Raw genomic sequence first — 18,014 nt, 5'->3', positions numbered from 1 at the left:
GTACTCTCCTTATCGTTGGCCTAACATGAAATCACTAACTGCTTGGTATTTCTCATCTGTACGGTCGTATACTTTCGCACCATCGATATAAACACGCTCGGCTTTGGCATAAACGCTAAATGGGTTTTGATCCCAAATAACAACATCAGCCTGCTTACCTTGCTCAATTGAGCCTGTTTTATCTTGTACACCAAGAGATTTCGCAGCATTAAATGTGATCCATTTAATGGCGTCTTGCTCTTTTAGGTTAAAGCCTTTTTGATTTGCTGTGTACATGATTTTGCCAGCTTCTTGGTTTAAACGCTGAATTGTGGTATCTGAATCTGAGTGAACAACAGCACAAGAGTTTTTAACCGCGTCGACGATAGCAACATTTTCTTGCACCATGTCGTACGCTTCCATCTTGAAGCCCCACCAATCGGGCCAAAGTGCCGCGCAGTTATTGTTTTGCGCAAGCAAGTCAGCAACCTTGTATGCCTCTATACCGTGATGGAAAGTACCTGAGTGATAATTAAACTCTTTACCCAAATCAATCATCATCGCCATTTCTTCTGCTTTATAGCAGTGGTTATGGATTAAGATTTCGCCATCTAGCACCCCTCGCAGAGTATCTAGCTTAATGTCTCGCTCAGGTGCATCAGGGTTCATGCCTGCAGCATATTCTTGCTCATAACGCTCCCAAGCACGCTTATATTCTGTCGCTTCTGCCCAGGCTTGGCGATAGCCAGCCATATTACCCATACGCGTGTAAGGCGCTTCACCTTTGGAGCCATAGACGCGTTTAGGGTTTTCGCCACAGGCCATTTTTAAGCCATATGGTGCTTGGGGGAATTTCATGCCTTGCATAGTATGCGCAGGTACGTTTTTAAGCGTGACGCTACGACCACCAAACAAGTTTGCCGAACCAGGTAAGATTTGAAGTGTAGTAATACCCCCCTCACGAGCTCGGTTAAAGCCTGGATCTTGTGGCCATACTGAGTGCTCTACCCAAACTTGCGCAGTATTGGGGCTGATCATTTCATTACCATCTTGGTGGGATTCCACTTGAGGGCTCGGGTAAGCACCTAAATGAGAGTGCACATCAATGATACCCGGTGTGATCCATTTACCTTGTGCATCAACCGTGTTGTCGGCAGACACGCTTAAGTCTTTACCTACTTGGCTAATTTTGCCATCAACGATAAACACATCCGCATCATTAATACGCTCACCTGTACCAGTGAGCACCGTAGCGTTTGTGATCAGGGTAGATCCTGACTTCATCGGTTGATATGTGCTTGGATAGGGATTCTTGTTTATTGTTACTTTCTCTTTTTGCGGGCCCTTATCTTGGCAACCCGTTAGCGCAGCAGCCATTGCCAGCACCAATATGGAGGGAGCAAATTTTTGCATTGTTTTATCTCTATTGTTTTTATTTCACATTAACTGTATCGAAACTTACCACATATTGCGATGTAAAACGTCAAAATCGCAATTATATACGATGAATCTCTCACACTATATCTCATGCTCATCTTTCGATGTAATCCCGATATAGCTTAGCAAGTGCGCCGTCTATGTCTAACTTTGCATCTCGTTTCATGAGACTTTCGGTCGCACGGGCCACGAAGTCAGAGTTCTGCTTGTGCTCTTTAGCAAACAGAAGGATTTTGTTCTTCGCAACATCCAAGGTCTTTGGTTTACTGTGGCGATGATGATACTGACTCAATGCCTTATCAAAATCACCATTGCATTCTTGAACTAATAAATCGTAAAAGTCGCTTTTGTTAAGCTGAAACTCCTCTACGCTATAAGCCAATGCCGTCTGAAATGACGAAAACTCAATATTATTCACATAAAAGCGAGTTTGACGAACAGGCTGGGATAACTGTGCATCGTCACATTCAAGTGTGAACGGCACATGAGCTAGCCTTTGGCTCGCTTCCTCTCCTAATCTCATACCAGCCTCAATACTTTGCCTAAACTCAGGGCTCATTTCATCAAGCTCATCATCCCGCCACATATGAAACACCTTAAGTGCCTTAGCATATTTTTTTGCAAGCTTTTGTTTGAGCTTTGCCACTCTGTCTTGCAAAAGCAAAGTGCGCTCGTTATGAATCAGTGCAAAACACTCATAACAACAGGGGACGGATATAAAGTCAGTTGTCTCGTTCAGCTCTAATACAAGCTCTGCACTATCTAATGGCGGGCAATAATCTGTATGGGTTGCTTCGCAGCCACAGTAATAGCAACTTTTTGCGTCTGCCCAGTGCTTTGCAACGCCACTTTTATAATAATGCTTCAATTTTGTGTTTTTGATTGTCATTTCACTCTTTCAATTGTTCAGCATAAGTAATTGTTGATAACTGTGCTTTGCAGCTGTGATACGAACTTGTAAACAGACGATTTTGATGAAAATTTATTCTGAAAACTGTGTCAAAAAATCTATTCATTTTTTATATTTTTCATAAGCTTAGATAATCAATGTTACACTCACATACTTGCTTACATTCTTGCTGCGTTGCTTTACAACTTCAATTTTTATTTGGGCAATACTTACTCTCGACCCCTAACAAAAGTAACGGAGAAATATCATGAACAAGTTAACAATGTTATGTGCAGCATCAATTTTAACTGGTCTAAGCGCTGTTCCAGCTCATGCAACTGAGTTTATCGCAGCAGACAATTCGATAGAAACTACATTATGCATGGCTGTTGCCAACGATCGTTCTTTAAATTTAAGAAAGACAATGGCAAAAAACCGCATCACACATAAAGTAATGAACGATGTACTTGAATGTAATGGCCATACAGTCGCCGAGTTTGTTTCAATCTACAAACTAAACAATACAGCCGGCTTGTTAGGTATTGACGTTAATGCCCATACCCATATCCGCGATTTATCCGCACAAGTTGATAATGACACTACTACTTTGGTTGTTTCAGGCTCTAAATAATGGTTGCTATAAACGAACACTGGTCAAACTCTAGGAGTAGTCCAGTGTTTTTTATTTTGCGCTAATTCAAAAGTGCAGCAACAAGTCCAAATAAACCACCAAATACTCCGCCCCAAACCACTAACCAGCCTAAGTGGGTTTTAATCATGTTTTGCACTATATCCTTGACCATATCTGGCGTTAATTCCTCAAGGCGATGCTCAACCGCTTTTTCTATCGTGCTGAAGACAACATCCGCACTGTGACCACTGCTCAATTCATCTTTGAGTAGCTGCTTAAATTTTTCTTCCTCAGTGATATCGATAAGTGCATCCTGCATTTTGTCTACAAAAGAGTCTTTCATTGGCACCAGCGCTTCATTGCCACCAAACATCGCTAGCATTGGGCCAAATTGTGAAGATTCAATAACATGTATCAACTTGTCAAAGGCTGGAGACAAATCGACTTTTTTTATCACAGGCGTTAAATTTATTGAGTTTTGCTGCTTTTCCAAAAGCTTTGCTACCTTTTCTTGGCTAAAAAACTCTTGCAAAATAAGCACACTGATCGACTCCTTAAACTCTTTAAACTTTAATTTGATCACGCCTGAACCATATAAAAATGGTACCTTTTCAAAAAGCATATGAATCGCAAGTAAGTTCGTCATTGCACCAGATAAAGCGAAGATCCCAACTGAAAAGACAATTGGCAACGATGCGAAGTAGCCAACTAAAACGGCGACAAGTGCCAACGAATTCGTTATGAAACTTTTATTCACTCCAACCTCCTAAAAAATTCAATGGCGCATTTTATACTTTAAGTTTTGCTAAATATAGCGTTGTGTATTGCAAAACAGGCGCAAATAGCAAATATATTGAATGCTTTAGTTGAGATCCCTGATTTTTGAACCATAGTTTGAATTAGGTTTCGATTGTCTAGGGTTTTCACAATGTGGAATGTCGTCAACCAGTACATTTCTGATGCGTTACATCAACCATTCTCTTTTAACTACAAAGAGCAATTACGTAGCAGTGATACAGAAAAACGCTTTCATATTGCCAACGATGAACATCAATACCTAGTGAAAGTTGATTTGCTTGGCTCGCTAGAGAGATTTGAAACAGAGTCACATGCTCGTGACCTACTTATCAGAGATAGCGACTTTTTAGTTGCTGATACCATCACGATTGGCACCACACTAGAGTTTAGCTTTATAGTGCTAGAGTGTATTCCCCATACACAAGGGATTGAAAATTGGCAAGATTGCGCACGCTTACTTGCCAAAATGCATCATCGATTTGAACAAGAGATGTTTGGGTTAGAAGAAGATGGCTACATACAACATCTTATTCAACCAAATCAATGGCATAAAAAATGGGAGACGTTCTTTGCTGAAGAGCGAATTGGCTGGCAGCTACAGTTGCTCAAAGAAAAAGGCATTGAGCTGGTCAACATCGACGATTTCGTGATCACCATCAAGTCACTATTGTCTCATCCATGTCGCCCTTCCTTACTGCATGGCAATTTTTGGAAAGGCAATATCTATTTCAATGAGGGTAAGCCCTGTTTAGATAACCCTGCATGCTATTATGGAGATCGTGAAGTTGATATCGCGATGAGCGAGCTATTCGCCCCTCTCCCCACAACTTTTTACGATACCTATAGCGCTGAGCTTGAACTTCATACAGGTTACGAGCTAAGAAAGTCTATCTATCAGCTCTATCCCATTTTGCTATATGCAAATCTATATGCTGGAGACTATCTCAATCAAGCACAAAAAAGGGTTAATGAAATATTAAAGTAGTTGTAATACAGCTTTCATAATTGCAGATACTGCTATAATAAAGTAAGTGCAATCGCTAAGGGTGTTGGCCCTTTTGGAGAGCAATATGAAAGCGCTGTATGATCAAAGAATTACATGCCCTCATTGTGGACATCATATTTACGTAAGCCTAGATGCAAGCGAAGGTGATCAAGACTTTTATGAGGACTGCGCTGCTTGTTGTAACGCCATTCATTTCAATATGCATATAGACCAGGCTAGGAATAAACTTGAGCTTCATATTGATAGCGACGACGAGCAGATCTTTTAGTTGGTGAGCTTGCAACATTTGCAAGCTCACCGAGTTTTATTAACTGTGATTTTGTTTTCTTAGGTAATTTTCAACGGTATTGATGATTGTATAAGTTTGCTGATCAACTTCGATATTAATCCAATCACCTTCTTGCAACCTACCAATGTTGGTTATGTTCAATGTTTCAGGGATAAGGTGAAGCCAAAACCCGCCTTGCTCAATTTGACCAACTGTTAAGCTCGCGCCATTAACGCAAATAAACCCTTTATACATAACAAACTTGAGCCAATATTCAGGTAGTTTGATATGAATTCGACAGTTGTCTTCTTCTTTGATTATGGTTGTAACTTGGGCTGCGCAATGAATATGACCTGAAACAATATGCCCACCCAATTCAGTACCAATTGTTACAGATCGTTCAAAGTTGACTTTGCTTCCTCGCACCAACAAGCCTAGGTTAGTTAGCTGTAGTGTTTCGTCTATTACATCAAAATAAACTTGACCAACAACATCATGACGATTAACTTCATACTTAACCACCGTTAAGCAACAACCGTTGATTGCAATACTAGCACCAATATCAAGGTGGTTTAAATACTCAATTCCGACCGATATACCCAGTCGAAGTACACCATCAACTTGTGAAACGCCTATCACCGTCGCTTGGGTTTGAACAATTCCAGTAAACATGGTTTCCCTTTACAGTTTTAACTAGGCGCATCATACAACAAACTTGTTCACGTCAGAAGTCTCGTTAGTATGACTTTATGATTTGTTTTTGGGTTGAGCTTTTACTCGCTATCATGGTCAGACCTCGGTTATAATTGTCTTTTTTATCAGGCGTTAGCAGTATGAAATTTAGTCACTGGGAAGCAAAGCGTCTGCTGCAACTTGCAACCCCTGTTTTCTTTGCGCAAATAACATTAGTACTTATGTCAGTGGTTGATACCATTATGGCAGGCCAAGTCAGTGCGAATGATCTAGCCGCTCTATCCATTGCTACGGGACTTTGGAACCCACTTGTTTTTTCACTACAAGGTATATTACTCGCTCTAACTGGCATTGTGGCACATTGCCATGGAGCAAAAGACAACATCAATATTCGTTACTACTTCCAGCAAAGCCTCTATCTGGCGCTTGTGTTAACCCTAGTTAGTTTAATGCTTGCTATGTTAACTCCGTTCGTTTTTGAACGGCTCGGTACAACAAAGCAAATCACTTCACTCTCTTATCAATACATCGACTTTGTTAAATGGGGCGTGCTTGGTTTTTTACTATTTTCCATATTTAGGAATGTGACTGAGGGTGTAGGCCTGACTAAACCTGCCTTTTATATCAGTTTAATTGGCCTTATCGTTAACGTGGTAGCAAACTATGTTTTTATTTATGGCAAATTAGGGGTACCCGCATATGGTAGCGCTGGCTGTGGATTAGCCACCGCACTGGTATTTTGGGCTATGGCAATCGCACAATGGGTTTACTGCTCCAAAAGTAAAATCATGCGCTCATTCAATCTCATGTCGGGTTTTGTAAAACCGCAATTTTCAGGAATAATCTACGTCGCTAAACTTGGCCTGCCCATTTGCTTAGCCACATTTTTTGAGGTAACGCTTTTTGCGTGCATTCCTTTATTTATTGCTGATCTTGGCCCGATTGCTGTTTCAGGTCACCAAGTCGCAGCAAGTGTAACCACGATTTTGTTTATGATGCCTCTGAGCTTATCGATGGCTATTGCTATTCGAATAGGCAACCTGTCTGGGCAAGCCGCTTATGACCAGTTAAAGACCGCTATCTCAACCAGCTTTTACTTAGCGGCTTTAATCGCACTGTTTGTTGCATTCATCACATTTTTAGGAAGAAATAGCATAGCTTGGCTTTACACAAACAACGCCGAAGTAGCTGCTCTCGCATCGAGTATTATTGTATTAGCTTGTATATATCAACTTCCCGACGCATTGCAAGTCGCCGCAAACGGCGTTTTACGAGGATTAAAATATACTAAGCCAATTTCCTACATAACTTTTTTATCATATTGGGTGATTGGTTTTACCTTAGGCTTTATACTGGCAAAAACAAACTTAATTGTTAGCGCACTTGGACCCACAGGTTTTTGGATAGGCATCATTGTTGGCCTCTCATGCGCAGCAATTATGCTTTTATTAAGCGTGAGGTCTCGTCTTGAGGTTATGTTATCTTCTACTTCTAATTAGCGCCCTCATTGTATTGAGCGGCTGCAGCCCCGCACCAAGCGATGTGTATATCGACTATCAGCATCGCTTGGCAAATGTATTAGACAGCGAAAATATCAACTTTGTGCAGCCCAGCCCATTAACGCTTTACAATGCCCAGAAACCAACTTCAACTGTCTCTATTTCTGTATTAGAGCTGGCAAGCTTAGAACACTGCGCTCTGATGAACACAGTTGCCAACAACAATAATCAGCTTGGCAAGGTAAGAAAGCCCAGTGAGCAGCTCAAATACGCGCTTTACTTTATCAAACACGCTTCACTTTGTATTCATCACCCAGCAACCGATAACGAAACGGTTCGCACTAAGCTCGCACTCGCTTTAAAAGAAAAACACAGCAACTTAGACAAATACTTTGAGTACATGGTATTTAACGAACGAGAGCTGGCCAAAATGTCCCGCCTTTCCAGTCAAGAAGTACAACTTGAAGATCACAAAGAAGGCGAAAACCGCGCCTTAGAAGCACTTCAGCAGCTAGCACAAGTATATCAAAGTATTAACCAACAACATGGTGACAGTATCGACCCTGCGCTCATCACGCCGTCTCTTGAAAAACTCAATAAAAACCACTTCGTCGCCAGCCTGATCACTTCAGCTCGAAAGCAGATAACGTTAAACAAGCAAACAACACAATGGTTAAACACGCTCAGTGTCAGTAAAGATATTTGTAAACCCAATGAAAATAAACAACGGGCCGAGTTTCTAAGTAATATTTTCCAGCGCTTTTATTTAGAGCAATTACAAGCCTATCAATCAAAATTAGTGGTTATGTTACAACGAGTCTCTCCATTACTTGCTGAGCTATGGCAAACTCAAAGTGAATTAAGCGGCAAGTTTAATATAGAAAGCCACGATTCTTATTATCAGCAATTAAAACAAAGTGCTGTTGAGCACGTAACATGGTGGCAAGGCTTTTATAAAACGTGCAAAATACGACCTTGATGTGCAAAAAAACTGCAAACAAACAAAAATTTAGCAAACTCGCTTGATCCATACCGCGACTCGCTATATATTGTCCGCCGTTGCCAAGCAACATTGTACGACCGTAGCTCAGTTGGTTAGAGCACCACCTTGACATGGTGGGGGTCGGTGGTTCGAATCCACTCGGTCGTACCAAATTTTAAAAAACCTCAATACAACCGTAGCTCAGTTGGTTAGAGCACTACCTTGACATGGTAGGGGTCGGTGGTTCGAATCCACTCGGTTGTACCAAAACTCGCATTTTAAGAAAGCGTATGAAGAATGTATTAGCACCCTTCACACGCAACTATCTAGATTACTTATTCATTGTTAAACGATAATCACCAGCGCCTGAATACGAATACACAATCACACGATAATAACCACTAGCTGCATTGTAAGTGATTGATTCGTTAGATGTGGGAGACTCAGAAATAGCAACTTGAGTCCAACTGCCGTTCCATTTTTCCAATTTTAAGTCAAAGTCAGCATTTGTGGGGCCTTCCAACACCAGTTTGATTGTACCGCCATTGTACTGGAACCAACTGCCATCGGGCTCAGTCGCTTGTTGTCCATTTGATAGGTAACCCGTATAAACATCACCTGGATCCGGTGGCGTTACATCGCCCGAGACTGTAAATGACATGGTTTGAGCCGGATCGCTAATATTGCTGATTGATAAACCTGAATCGCTACCATTCCACCAAAGCGCGTTAGTACCACGGCTACTTAAACTATTGGGTAAAGTCGCGGAGAATTCGCCTGCAACATCGTATAAATCCGATGCATCTCCCCTATTCACTTTGTTTTCTGGGTCGCGATTGCCATCGGCATGTTCCATTTGAATGTACGGGTGCCATTCGTCGGAATTGTTACCAGCATTGTCCACGTGCCAAATTGCTAAACCTTGATCAAGTTGCTCTGAGTTTTGCCCCGACTTGTGAATCGCCTCAATATAGAAAGCCTCATTACGATTACTTGGGTTGGTCCACTTATATGACGTGTTTGAGCCCGACGTGTGCGTTAGTTTACCTTTGGGTGCATTGGCGTTTACTGCGGGGTTGAGCTCGGTAACAGTATCCCAACCGGCAATATTTCTAAAGTGCGCAACGGGCGGTGTTGGTTTGTATTTGTTTGTCTGTCCTATCGCGCCAAAGCCCATAACACCAAAACTTGCTACAGAACCTTGCGAGCTGCCATCGTAGTCATATAAATCGGGCCAATTGGTGATCAAGTGCCCAGATTCATGTACAAACGTACCGATGGCTAAGCTTTCACGCATATCCGTGATCTGGTATCTGTCTGTACACACACCATCTGCGCAAAAACGCGGGCTCAAACCCGCCATATGCGGCCAAAGCCCTTTAGACCAACTGCTATCTGAATTTCCTGCATAAAAAATATTTAGGCCTTTAATTTGACGGTTTGAATTCACAGATAGAGACGAAAAATCAAAGCCCTGCTCATATTCGAGCCAGTTTAATGCTTCTTTAATTAACTCTTGAGAGCGCACCGTTGCGCTATATCTGTCATCGGCATAATACGCTTTATTATTCTTTGCCGTGTAATAGGCGGTAACAGTATTTGTGTAATCAAGTTTGCCAGCTGACACACTTCGGAAATAGCCTCGCACGGATTGTGCGTTACCAAACTCATTATAATTAAGATCATTCAAAAACGATTCAACTTGCGATTTTGTGATGGTGCCATGCTCATCAGGGAAATCGATAATAATCGTTAAGCCTTTAATTTGCCCAACACTTTGAGTATCAATGTCACTTTGAATCGTTGCTTGCCTATTCATTTGCAATATAGTCGATTGCTCACCCAACATTCTGCGCTTTGCCTGTGCTACCTTGTTGGCAATTGCTTCTTGAGATAGGGTTCTAGCAGCTTTCTTTAAACGCACTCTACTTTGTTGACGATTACTCGCCAAAACACCCGTAGACACAAAGTCGCTGCCATCTTCCGATACTGTTGCATAAGCAAGACCGTTTACTTTTTCATCAAAGATGACATATTGGCCATCTTGGGTTGTTTGCACAGCAAAATAATCATTACCCTCAAGATTGATGGTGATCACATCACCATTTGGCTGAGTATATTGGTATTGATGGTCTTTGTATGGAATGGCTGCGTGACTAATCGCAGATATGAACGCCAAAGGCGCCAATGCTAATTTCGTAAACCTATACATGTTGTGTTCCTATTTCTCATTTGAAAAGAAACATATTATTAACATTTTAAAAAGAAGACAGCAACAAAAGCATGTTGTATAACTTTTGTTCTATTATAATGCTTTGCTATATGGTGGATGAAAAAAATTAATCGATTATTGATAATGCCTCCTTGCTGTAACAATCGGTTTCTGAGCCCACGGCACACCTTGCAATATATTTAAATCACAATACCGCCCAATCAACATCTAACTTCTCAGTCTTTACACTTTAAAAAGTGCCCGTAATATAAATCTTTTTCAACTAGCTGTTGAAACGCTTTAGTGCTTGGATATGAGGGCCATTTCGATGTGACTTGTTTGGCTGTATCTTCATCAACCCACTCTATATGCCAACATAGAACATTTGCATTTTCTGTGTTTGCTAACACGGTAGATGAAAGCATCACAGCCTTATTCTGATTCATCTCTTGGAAGATCTTGTTACTTAAATCTATCGCGCTTTCAATATCCGCTTCTTTTACCTCAAAAATAGCAAATTCACTACATGTATCTGTCATCATTAACCTTTTTCAAGTTTATTATTGGTGCATGCAAATAGCATTATCACATTTTCTCAGGTGAATCTATTTCACAAGTAATAAAAAAGGCCGCTTTAAGCGGCCCTTGTTTAAGGTTAATTAATAAATTATTGCAAGTTAGCAGTTACGTTTAGCGTAATACCGCTAGATGCTCTGTAACCGTAGATGTCGATGTACCAAGTACCTGACTGCGGGTTAGTGAATGAGCATGACTCGTTGTTGCTGCTGCTTTCTGATTTACAGTCATAGCTAGACGTTGTTGACTGTGCGCCGCGAGTAACAAATAGATCCGCATCACCAGTACCGCCAGAAATCGCCACATTTAGGTCTGAATAACCGTCAGCTAGGTCGATTGTATAGCGTGTCCAACCGCGACGAGAAACACTGATATCAGTCTTAACTTCGTTAATTGGTTGTGCACCTGGGTTTGTTGTATCGCCATCTGTGTAGCTAGCCACTAAAGAAACACCAGAGAATGCACTGTAGCCTTTCACCATCACATGGTAAGTACCACCTGATTTAGTTAGGTTACATGACTCGTTGTTACCACCAGCATATGGGCGACATTCGAAGTTTGAGTCACTAGGCTTAGAACCAAATTGAGCGTATAGGTCAGCATCACCAGTACCGCCACTCATACTTACTTTAACGTCTGTTGCGCCAGCAGGTACTTCAAAAGTGAATAGAAGTTCTTCATCTTTTGCACCAGAAAGACCAGTTTGTGCTACACCATTCTCTAGCACGCCACCTACTGGAGGCTCAACAGGACCGCCTGTGCCATCACAGCCTTTTTCAGCAATAAAGTCGATTGCGTCTTTAGTTTGCACTAAACCGTAACCAAATTTAACATCACGACCAGCTGCACCTAAATCTTGTGCTGTTGCAGTCAATACTGCACGGATCTGCTCAGCAGTACAGCTTGGGTGGTGACTCCATACAAGTGCCGCTACACCAGCAACGTGAGGCGATGCCATTGAAGTACCGCTCATCAAGCCATAGTTGCTTGGGTCAAGGTTAACAGATGCAGACATACCAATGTTGTTTAACATTTGTGCGCCGTCTGTGTCGCTTACAGTCACAGCTGGAATCGTTGTTTGGTTTGTATCACCTAAAGTACCACCGAATGAACCTGCTGCGTTGTTGTAGATGATTGCGCCTACACCACCACTGTCTTCACAGTTTTTAACTTTGTCATGGAAAGAGATGTTACCACGTTGGATCAAACATACTTTACCGCTTGCACCACCGTCCACTGATTCACCTGTCGCGAAGTCATACAAAGGTGCATTGGCATTACCTTGGTTTTCCATGCCGTTTGAATCATAAGACTGACCAGCTACAGACAAAGAAACAATTGTACCTAAGCCTTCTGGATATGCAGAGTTCACATCAACACCTGGTGCTGCAATCTCAACTTGGCTGTTTTTCTGTGAGAAGTCAGCAAGCGCTTTATTACTATCGATGGCTGCAACAGACATCACTGAATCGTAAGATGCTGGGTAGCTTTCAACATCTGTAGTATTTGTAGGCACACCGTCATTACCGGCAGCAGCAATTAGTAACATACCTGAATCAGCCGCAGCTTGAATCGCGTTACGCTCACTAATGCTTGAACCTTCACCACCCAAGCTCATGTTAACAACATCAGAGCCAGCAGATTGACACTTGTTAATTGCGTCAACTAGCTCAGAAGAGTAACCCCAACCATCAGCGTTAAATACCTTGATGATGTGCATTGAAGGATCAGTACCAATAACGCCGCGTACACCGATACCGTTGTTAAGTGCAGCAATAGTACCCGCTACGTGCGTACCGTGAGGACCACCATGCTCATACCAGTTACCAGTGCCTGAATCATTTGTACCAGAAATAGTCGCACCACGTGCACCCATGTCTTCATGCGGAAGGTCTAAACCTGAATCGATAACACAGATTTTCTTACCACCATTTGCAGCTGATGCTACAGAATCATCCACTAAATCAGCTTGGACCATTGCGATACCGTATGGCTGAGACTGAGACATCAAACGACGAGGTAAGTCTTCTTCAACGTACTCAACTTGGCTATCATTGCGTAGTGCTTGAAGTTGAGATTCGCTTAGCTGAGCCACTACCGCATTCATGCTTGCTTTATATTGTGCATTTTGAATGCCTAGCGTTGCCATACGATTTGCTGCTGTTTGTGGCATACGGCTTTGTACTGACATGCCCATCATTGCTGCGTCATTGTTTTTATACTTAACAATATAGCGTTTTGGAAGTGGTGACTCTACTTTCTCTGCAGCTAGTTTAAGAGGTGCCGCCTGTAATGATGCTGATACCGCTAGCGATAAAATAGTAGTAGCGAACAGCGCTTTATTATTAGTTACTTTCTTCATAGGAATAATCCATGTTTGTTATTATTTTCGTAATGAAATGTATCAAAAAATAAAATAATTAACACAAACAGTTTCACCTCTTTGTAAAGAATTGTTAATGAAGCCGTCACAAAAATAAAATCACCCTCTAATAATCAACAACTTAACTATTTTTTCATTATATTTTTTCGTTAAGAGCTATTACTCCAAGTCATTATAATTGCACAACAATGTACCCATTAAATTAACAATTAACTTGTCAAATTTGTCTATTTCTCAGACTGCAGATGTGTGATATTTATACTTGGTAAGAATAAAGTTAAAACAAAAATGATAACTTTATTCCTCATGGAATAGTTATGACGATACTTTGCGCCATTGACGTAAAAAGTTCCTACCTTGGCGTAAACCAAGCAAATAGTCATATTGCAGCATAGTGGTCGATGATCCCAATACCATGCTTTGTAGCGGCCTATTTGGAGCTATTTGCATAATTGTTACATCAGTTGGTGGATTATTAATAAACTCTAGCGATTCAGCATAGCGCGCCTGGTGATAATGATATAATTCAAGCATTTTTTGCGACTGTTTTAATCTGCTCATTAAGGGTTTTAGCCTATCCAATAAAGGCATGTTGCCATTGTGATGCGCTTCAAATGTTCTCACTATCAGAATTTTTTTAGCGCCTTGCTGATATGCCCACTGCACAGGTAAGGGATCTGCCACTCCTCCATCCATGTAAGTCGTATCACCCACCCTTACGCCGCCTTGATACAAAAACGGAATAGCACTTGATGCTTTTAGATGATCGAGCATATTGTCACACCAAGTATGCAAATACCGCGCTTGCAACGTTTTTGCATCAGTAGCAACTGCGTAAAAATCACTCTCTTTGCGCAAATTGCTAGGATCGGTGATTATGCTTAATTGAGGATTATGATGAACCTGCGAAAAATACCAATCTAGATCGATGACTTTACCATCAGTAAAGAATTTGCTTGGTTTAAGAAATGCATCTTGCGTTGTTAACTGCACAATAGCTTTATGCGCAAATTGGTGGGCGCGAGCGGAAAATGCCGCCAAGTTTTGTGCGCCCGCAGATACACCTACTTTAAGATCAAATGGCCAAAACCTAGCTTCCAAAAAGGCATCAAGTATTCCAGCCGTAAAAATTCCCTTTTGTCCGCCTCCCTCTGCGACCAAAGCATATTTTTCAGGCTTCGCACTCAGCCCAAACTCACTCTTACACTCCTGTCCAGCCTGCATTAGTTTAACCCCCAAATGGATAACACCTAAAGCTCATAAAAGGGCTTTGATAGTCTTTATCATGTAAATAAATTCTTTATGGCTTTACCCTTAAAACCCTCAGTATATAACTGGGACTTTTAGCCAAGATTTAAACCTCTGACTACACTTTAATTGGTAATTTTTCTTGGAATAAATATGCAGATATTTTCCCGTTACATCACAGCCTTCATAATGATCACGCTATCAAGTGTGGTCTATTCGAACACACAAATCAAAGCCGTAACTGAGCATTTCCCGCCATATCAAATAGTTAAAAATAATGAAGTTATATCAGGTAAAGGCTATCAAGTGGTAAATAGTGCATTGGCACAGACAGACTTTGACTATGACATTGAAGTCATGCCATGGGCTAGAGCATATGAATTAGCGCTTAAAGAGCCCAACGTCGTGATCTTTTCAATTGCACGCACACAGCCCCGCGAACATTTGTTTCATTGGCTGCGAAAACTAGGCGACTTACAGTTTTACTTCTACTCACCAAATGATAAACATGACATAAAAATTAATAGCATCCATGATGCTCGAAAGTACATTCAGGTCGCCGTAAGAGGTAGCTACGAAGCGGATAAGTTAAGAGAGCTAGGGTTCAGGCTAGATTCTAACTTAGTACTGGTGAATGATTTTGAACATGCATGGTTAATGGTAAACAAAGGTAGAGCACAGGCTATATATGCCTCCATTGTCCCCCCCAAAATTCTTCATGCTAGTTTGCATGGTTTTAAACGCCACCCGCTAGTAATTGATGAATTAGAGTTATACGTCGCTGTCGGGATCAAAACCGATCAAGCCACGGTTGATAAACTGGCGAATGCTTTGAACAAAGTAAGCAATTTAAGTAACGTGAGATCTTCGCAATGATGTGAGACTGTTACTAACCTTTGGCCGAATGAATTGTGTTTTGCCGATCAACACAATGAAGTTATCAAAAATAACGTGTTCAAGAATTAAATCTAAGCAATACTCTGATTTTTAATTCAAAGCACAAAAAAGCCAGCAAAAACTTGCTGGCTTTTTGAATTTGTGACTTTGGTTAACCTTTCGCTTTTTGTGCTCTTGCGGCATGTAGCTTATTATAGCTATCAATTAAACGTAAATGTTTGTCTAACCCTTCAAGGTTCATATTGGTTTCGGTTAATCCATAGAAACGCGTTTCACCTGTAACAGATCCGACTACATTCTCCATGACTTCCACACCAAACATGCGCTCAAAATTAGCGATATAGTCGTCAAGCTCCAACTCTTCATCTAAAGTTACTTCCAGCACTGCATGAACAGCTTGGTAAAATAAACCACGCTCAACGGTGTTATCGTTGTACTGTAAGAAGCTTTCAACTAATTCAATTGCCTCGTCCAATTCACCTAATGCAAGGTAAATTAAAATCTTAAGCTCAAGAATGGTGAGTTGACCCCAAACTGTATTTTCATCAAACTCAACACCAATTAAAGTAATGATATCAATGTAGTTATCAAGTTGGCTCTCTTCTAAACGCTCTACCAAACTTGCCAGCTGGTCATCATCTAAACGGTGTAAGTTCAAAATATCTTCGCGGTACTGAAGCGCTTTGTTTGTGTTATCCCAAATTAAATCTTCCACTGGGTACACTTCGGAATAATCCGGCACCAAAATACGACACGCAGTACCTAGATCTGAAAACTCAGCAACATAACACTCTTTGCCTAAGTCTTTTAAAATACCGAATAAAGTGTCACATTCTTCTTCATTTGTGCCAGAAAAGTCCCATTCTACAAATTCATAATCATATTTAGCACTGAAAAAACGCCATGAAATAACACCCGTTGAATCAATAAAATGTTCAACAAAGTTTTCAGGTTCAGACACCGCCATACTATTGAATGTTGGTTTAGGAACATCATTTAGGCCTTCAAAGCTTCGACCTTGCAGTAATTCAGTTAAACTACGCTCCAATGCCACTTCAAAACTGGGGTGCGCGCCAAATGAGGCAAATACACCTCCCGTTTTCGGGTTCATAAGGGTGACACACATAACTGGAAACTGACCGCCCAGAGAGGCGTCTTTCACAACCACTGGGAAACCTTGCGCTTCAAGCCCTTCAATACCAGCAACAATACTCGGATATTTGTTAAGCACCTCTTGTGGTACGTCTGGCAACACAATTTCTTGTTCGATGATTTGACGTTTTACCGCACGCTCAAAAATCTCCGACAAACACTGTACTTTTGCTTCGTTAAAATTATTTCCTGCGCTCATGCCGTTGCTTAAGAACAAGTTTTCAATCAAGTTTGAAGGGAAGTAAACCGTTTCACCATCAGACTGACGCACATATGGAATTGAACAAATACCACGCTCTGAGTTTCCTGAATTGGTATCGATTAAGTGCGAACCGCATAACTCTCCCTCAGGATCGTAAATTTCGCGACAATACGCGTCTAAAATACCTTCCGGTAACGCATCATCGGCGCCAGGCTTGAACCACTTTTCATTTGGGTAATGAACGAACTCGCTGTTCGCGATTTCTTGACCCAAAAACTGATCGTTGTAGAAGAAATTGCAGTTTAAACGCTCAATAAACTCACCGAGTGCCGAGCACAAAGCGCTTTCTTTAGTTGCGCCTTTACCATTGGTAAAACACATCGGTGAGGCAGCATCGCGAATGTGTAATGACCAAACGTTTGGCACTATGTTTCGCCAAGACGATATCTCAATCTTCATGCCCAGCTCAGCAAGAATTGTGGTCATGTCAGCAATGGTCTGCTCAAGGGGTAAATCTTTTCCCTCGATAAAGGTGTTTGATGAGCCATCCGGTGTGGTCATCAACATCGCCTGTGCGTCTTCGTCTAAATTTTCAACTGTTTCAATCTTGAACTCGGGACCTGTTTGCACCACTTTTTTAACCGTACAACGGTCAATTGAGCGCAAAATACCTTCGCGATCTTTGTCTGAAATACTCTCTGGTAACTCAACCTGAATTTGGAAAATTTGGTTGTAGCGATTTTCTGGATCAACTATGTTGTTTTGTGATAATCGAATGCCTTCTGTTGGGATCTCACGCGCATTACAGTACACCTTTACAAAGTAAGCTGCACACAACGCTGATGACGCTAAAAAGTAATCGAATGGACTGGGTGCGGAACCATCTCCCTTGTATCGGATCGGCTGATCGGCAATCACCGAAAAGTCGTCAAACTTCGCTTCTAATCTTAAGTTGTCTAGAAAATTAACTTTAATTTCCATCGTAAAATCCCATATTGCGCTAACCAAAAACCTCAAAGTAAAGGTCTTTTATTGGTAAAAAGTCATAATGACTAATTATCGGCTTTTTCAGTCGCAGTGTCTTGGGTAAATTGAAAAAAGCGTCATTTAAATCGTTATTTGAGCGTAACAGAGCATTATTTGTACACAATCAGTTTAAAAG

At 41.2% G+C, this 18,014-nt stretch carries 15 protein-coding genes and 2 tRNA genes; 8 read left to right on the top strand and 9 right to left on the bottom strand.

Features of this window, described 5'->3' with window-relative positions; all coding sequences use genetic code 11:
- Positions 1–9: 9 nt before the first annotated feature.
- Positions 10–1,392 carry an amidohydrolase gene (locus tag ACW689_RS10930; RefSeq protein WP_476291222.1) on the bottom strand — a complete coding sequence of 461 codons (1,383 nt, stop codon included), beginning with the start codon at positions 1,390–1,392 and terminating at the stop codon, positions 10–12.
- Positions 1,393–1,510: 118 nt separating this feature from the next.
- Positions 1,511–2,305, bottom strand: a complete 795-nt coding sequence (locus ACW689_RS10925; RefSeq protein WP_476291220.1) for a hypothetical protein — start codon at positions 2,303–2,305, stop codon at positions 1,511–1,513.
- A gap of 268 nt (positions 2,306–2,573) precedes the next feature.
- Between ACW689_RS10925 and ACW689_RS10920 the strand changes: the two genes are divergently transcribed.
- Entirely contained in the window at positions 2,574–2,936 is a 363-nt protein-coding gene (locus ACW689_RS10920; RefSeq protein WP_476291218.1) for a DUF3718 domain-containing protein, read from the top strand.
- Between the two features lie 61 nt (positions 2,937–2,997).
- Here the strand turns inward: ACW689_RS10920 and ACW689_RS10915 are convergent, their stop codons facing one another.
- Positions 2,998–3,693, bottom strand: a complete 696-nt coding sequence (locus ACW689_RS10915; RefSeq protein ID WP_476291216.1) for a DUF445 domain-containing protein — start codon at positions 3,691–3,693, stop codon at positions 2,998–3,000.
- A gap of 171 nt (positions 3,694–3,864) precedes the next feature.
- On the opposite strand from ACW689_RS10915, the gene ACW689_RS10910 reads away from it, so the two are divergent.
- Positions 3,865–4,719: a fructosamine kinase family protein gene (locus ACW689_RS10910; protein ID WP_476291214.1), complete on the top strand. Its 855-nt coding sequence runs from the start codon at positions 3,865–3,867 to the stop codon at positions 4,717–4,719.
- 85 nt (positions 4,720–4,804) lie between these two features.
- Entirely contained in the window at positions 4,805–5,008 is a 204-nt protein-coding gene (locus ACW689_RS10905) for a CPXCG motif-containing cysteine-rich protein (RefSeq protein WP_476291212.1), read from the top strand.
- 39 nt (positions 5,009–5,047) lie between these two features.
- On the opposite strand, the gene ACW689_RS10900 is transcribed toward ACW689_RS10905, so the two are convergent.
- On the bottom strand, positions 5,048–5,680 hold the full coding sequence (locus ACW689_RS10900) for a riboflavin synthase subunit alpha (RefSeq protein WP_476291210.1): 633 nt from the start codon (positions 5,678–5,680) through the stop codon (positions 5,048–5,050).
- 161 nt (positions 5,681–5,841) lie between these two features.
- Here ACW689_RS10900 and ACW689_RS10895 point away from each other — a divergent pair, with 161 nt between their 5' ends.
- The 4 genes from ACW689_RS10895 (at position 5,842) to ACW689_RS10880 (ending at position 8,449) form a co-directional block, all read left to right on the top strand.
- Entirely contained in the window at positions 5,842–7,200 is a 1,359-nt protein-coding gene (locus ACW689_RS10895; protein WP_476291208.1) for an MATE family efflux transporter, read from the top strand.
- On the top strand, positions 7,169–8,179 hold the full coding sequence (locus ACW689_RS10890; RefSeq protein WP_476291206.1) for a DUF3080 family protein: 1,011 nt from the start codon (positions 7,169–7,171) through the stop codon (positions 8,177–8,179). The genes ACW689_RS10895 and ACW689_RS10890 overlap by 32 nt, the downstream gene beginning before the upstream one ends.
- Positions 8,180–8,276: 97 nt before the next feature.
- Positions 8,277–8,353, top strand: a tRNA-Val gene (locus ACW689_RS10885).
- Positions 8,354–8,372: 19 nt separating this feature from the next.
- Positions 8,373–8,449 (top strand) — tRNA-Val (locus ACW689_RS10880).
- A gap of 64 nt (positions 8,450–8,513) precedes the next feature.
- On the opposite strand, the gene ACW689_RS10875 is transcribed toward ACW689_RS10880, so the two are convergent.
- The 4 genes from ACW689_RS10875 to ACW689_RS10860 form a co-directional block, all read right to left on the bottom strand.
- Positions 8,514–10,394: a M6 family metalloprotease domain-containing protein gene (locus ACW689_RS10875; RefSeq protein WP_476291204.1), complete on the bottom strand. Its 1,881-nt coding sequence runs from the start codon at positions 10,392–10,394 to the stop codon at positions 8,514–8,516.
- Between the two features lie 236 nt (positions 10,395–10,630).
- Positions 10,631–10,936, bottom strand: a complete 306-nt coding sequence (locus ACW689_RS10870) for a hypothetical protein (protein WP_476291202.1) — start codon at positions 10,934–10,936, stop codon at positions 10,631–10,633.
- A gap of 125 nt (positions 10,937–11,061) precedes the next feature.
- Complete coding sequence (locus ACW689_RS10865; RefSeq protein ID WP_476291200.1) at positions 11,062–13,332, bottom strand: S8 family serine peptidase; 2,271 nt, start codon at positions 13,330–13,332, stop codon at positions 11,062–11,064.
- A 336-nt stretch (positions 13,333–13,668) separates the two neighbouring features.
- The gene (locus ACW689_RS10860) at positions 13,669–14,592 is read right to left on the bottom strand and encodes a patatin-like phospholipase family protein (protein WP_476291198.1); all 924 of its coding nucleotides are present in this window, start codon (positions 14,590–14,592) and stop codon (positions 13,669–13,671) included.
- A gap of 162 nt (positions 14,593–14,754) precedes the next feature.
- Here ACW689_RS10860 and ACW689_RS10855 point away from each other — a divergent pair, with 162 nt between their 5' ends.
- A complete protein-coding gene (locus tag ACW689_RS10855; protein WP_476291196.1) occupies positions 14,755–15,477 on the top strand; it encodes a substrate-binding periplasmic protein in 723 nt (240 codons plus the stop codon).
- Positions 15,478–15,649: 172 nt separating this feature from the next.
- On the opposite strand, the gene ACW689_RS10850 is transcribed toward ACW689_RS10855, so the two are convergent.
- The gene (locus ACW689_RS10850) at positions 15,650–17,833 is read right to left on the bottom strand and encodes an OsmC domain/YcaO domain-containing protein (RefSeq protein WP_476291194.1); all 2,184 of its coding nucleotides are present in this window, start codon (positions 17,831–17,833) and stop codon (positions 15,650–15,652) included.
- Between the last annotated feature and the right edge of the window lie 181 nt (positions 17,834–18,014).

Source organism: Pseudoalteromonas sp. ABE4_541, from assembly GCF_056312285.1.
This window is presented reverse-complemented; position numbering and strand designations above follow the sequence as displayed.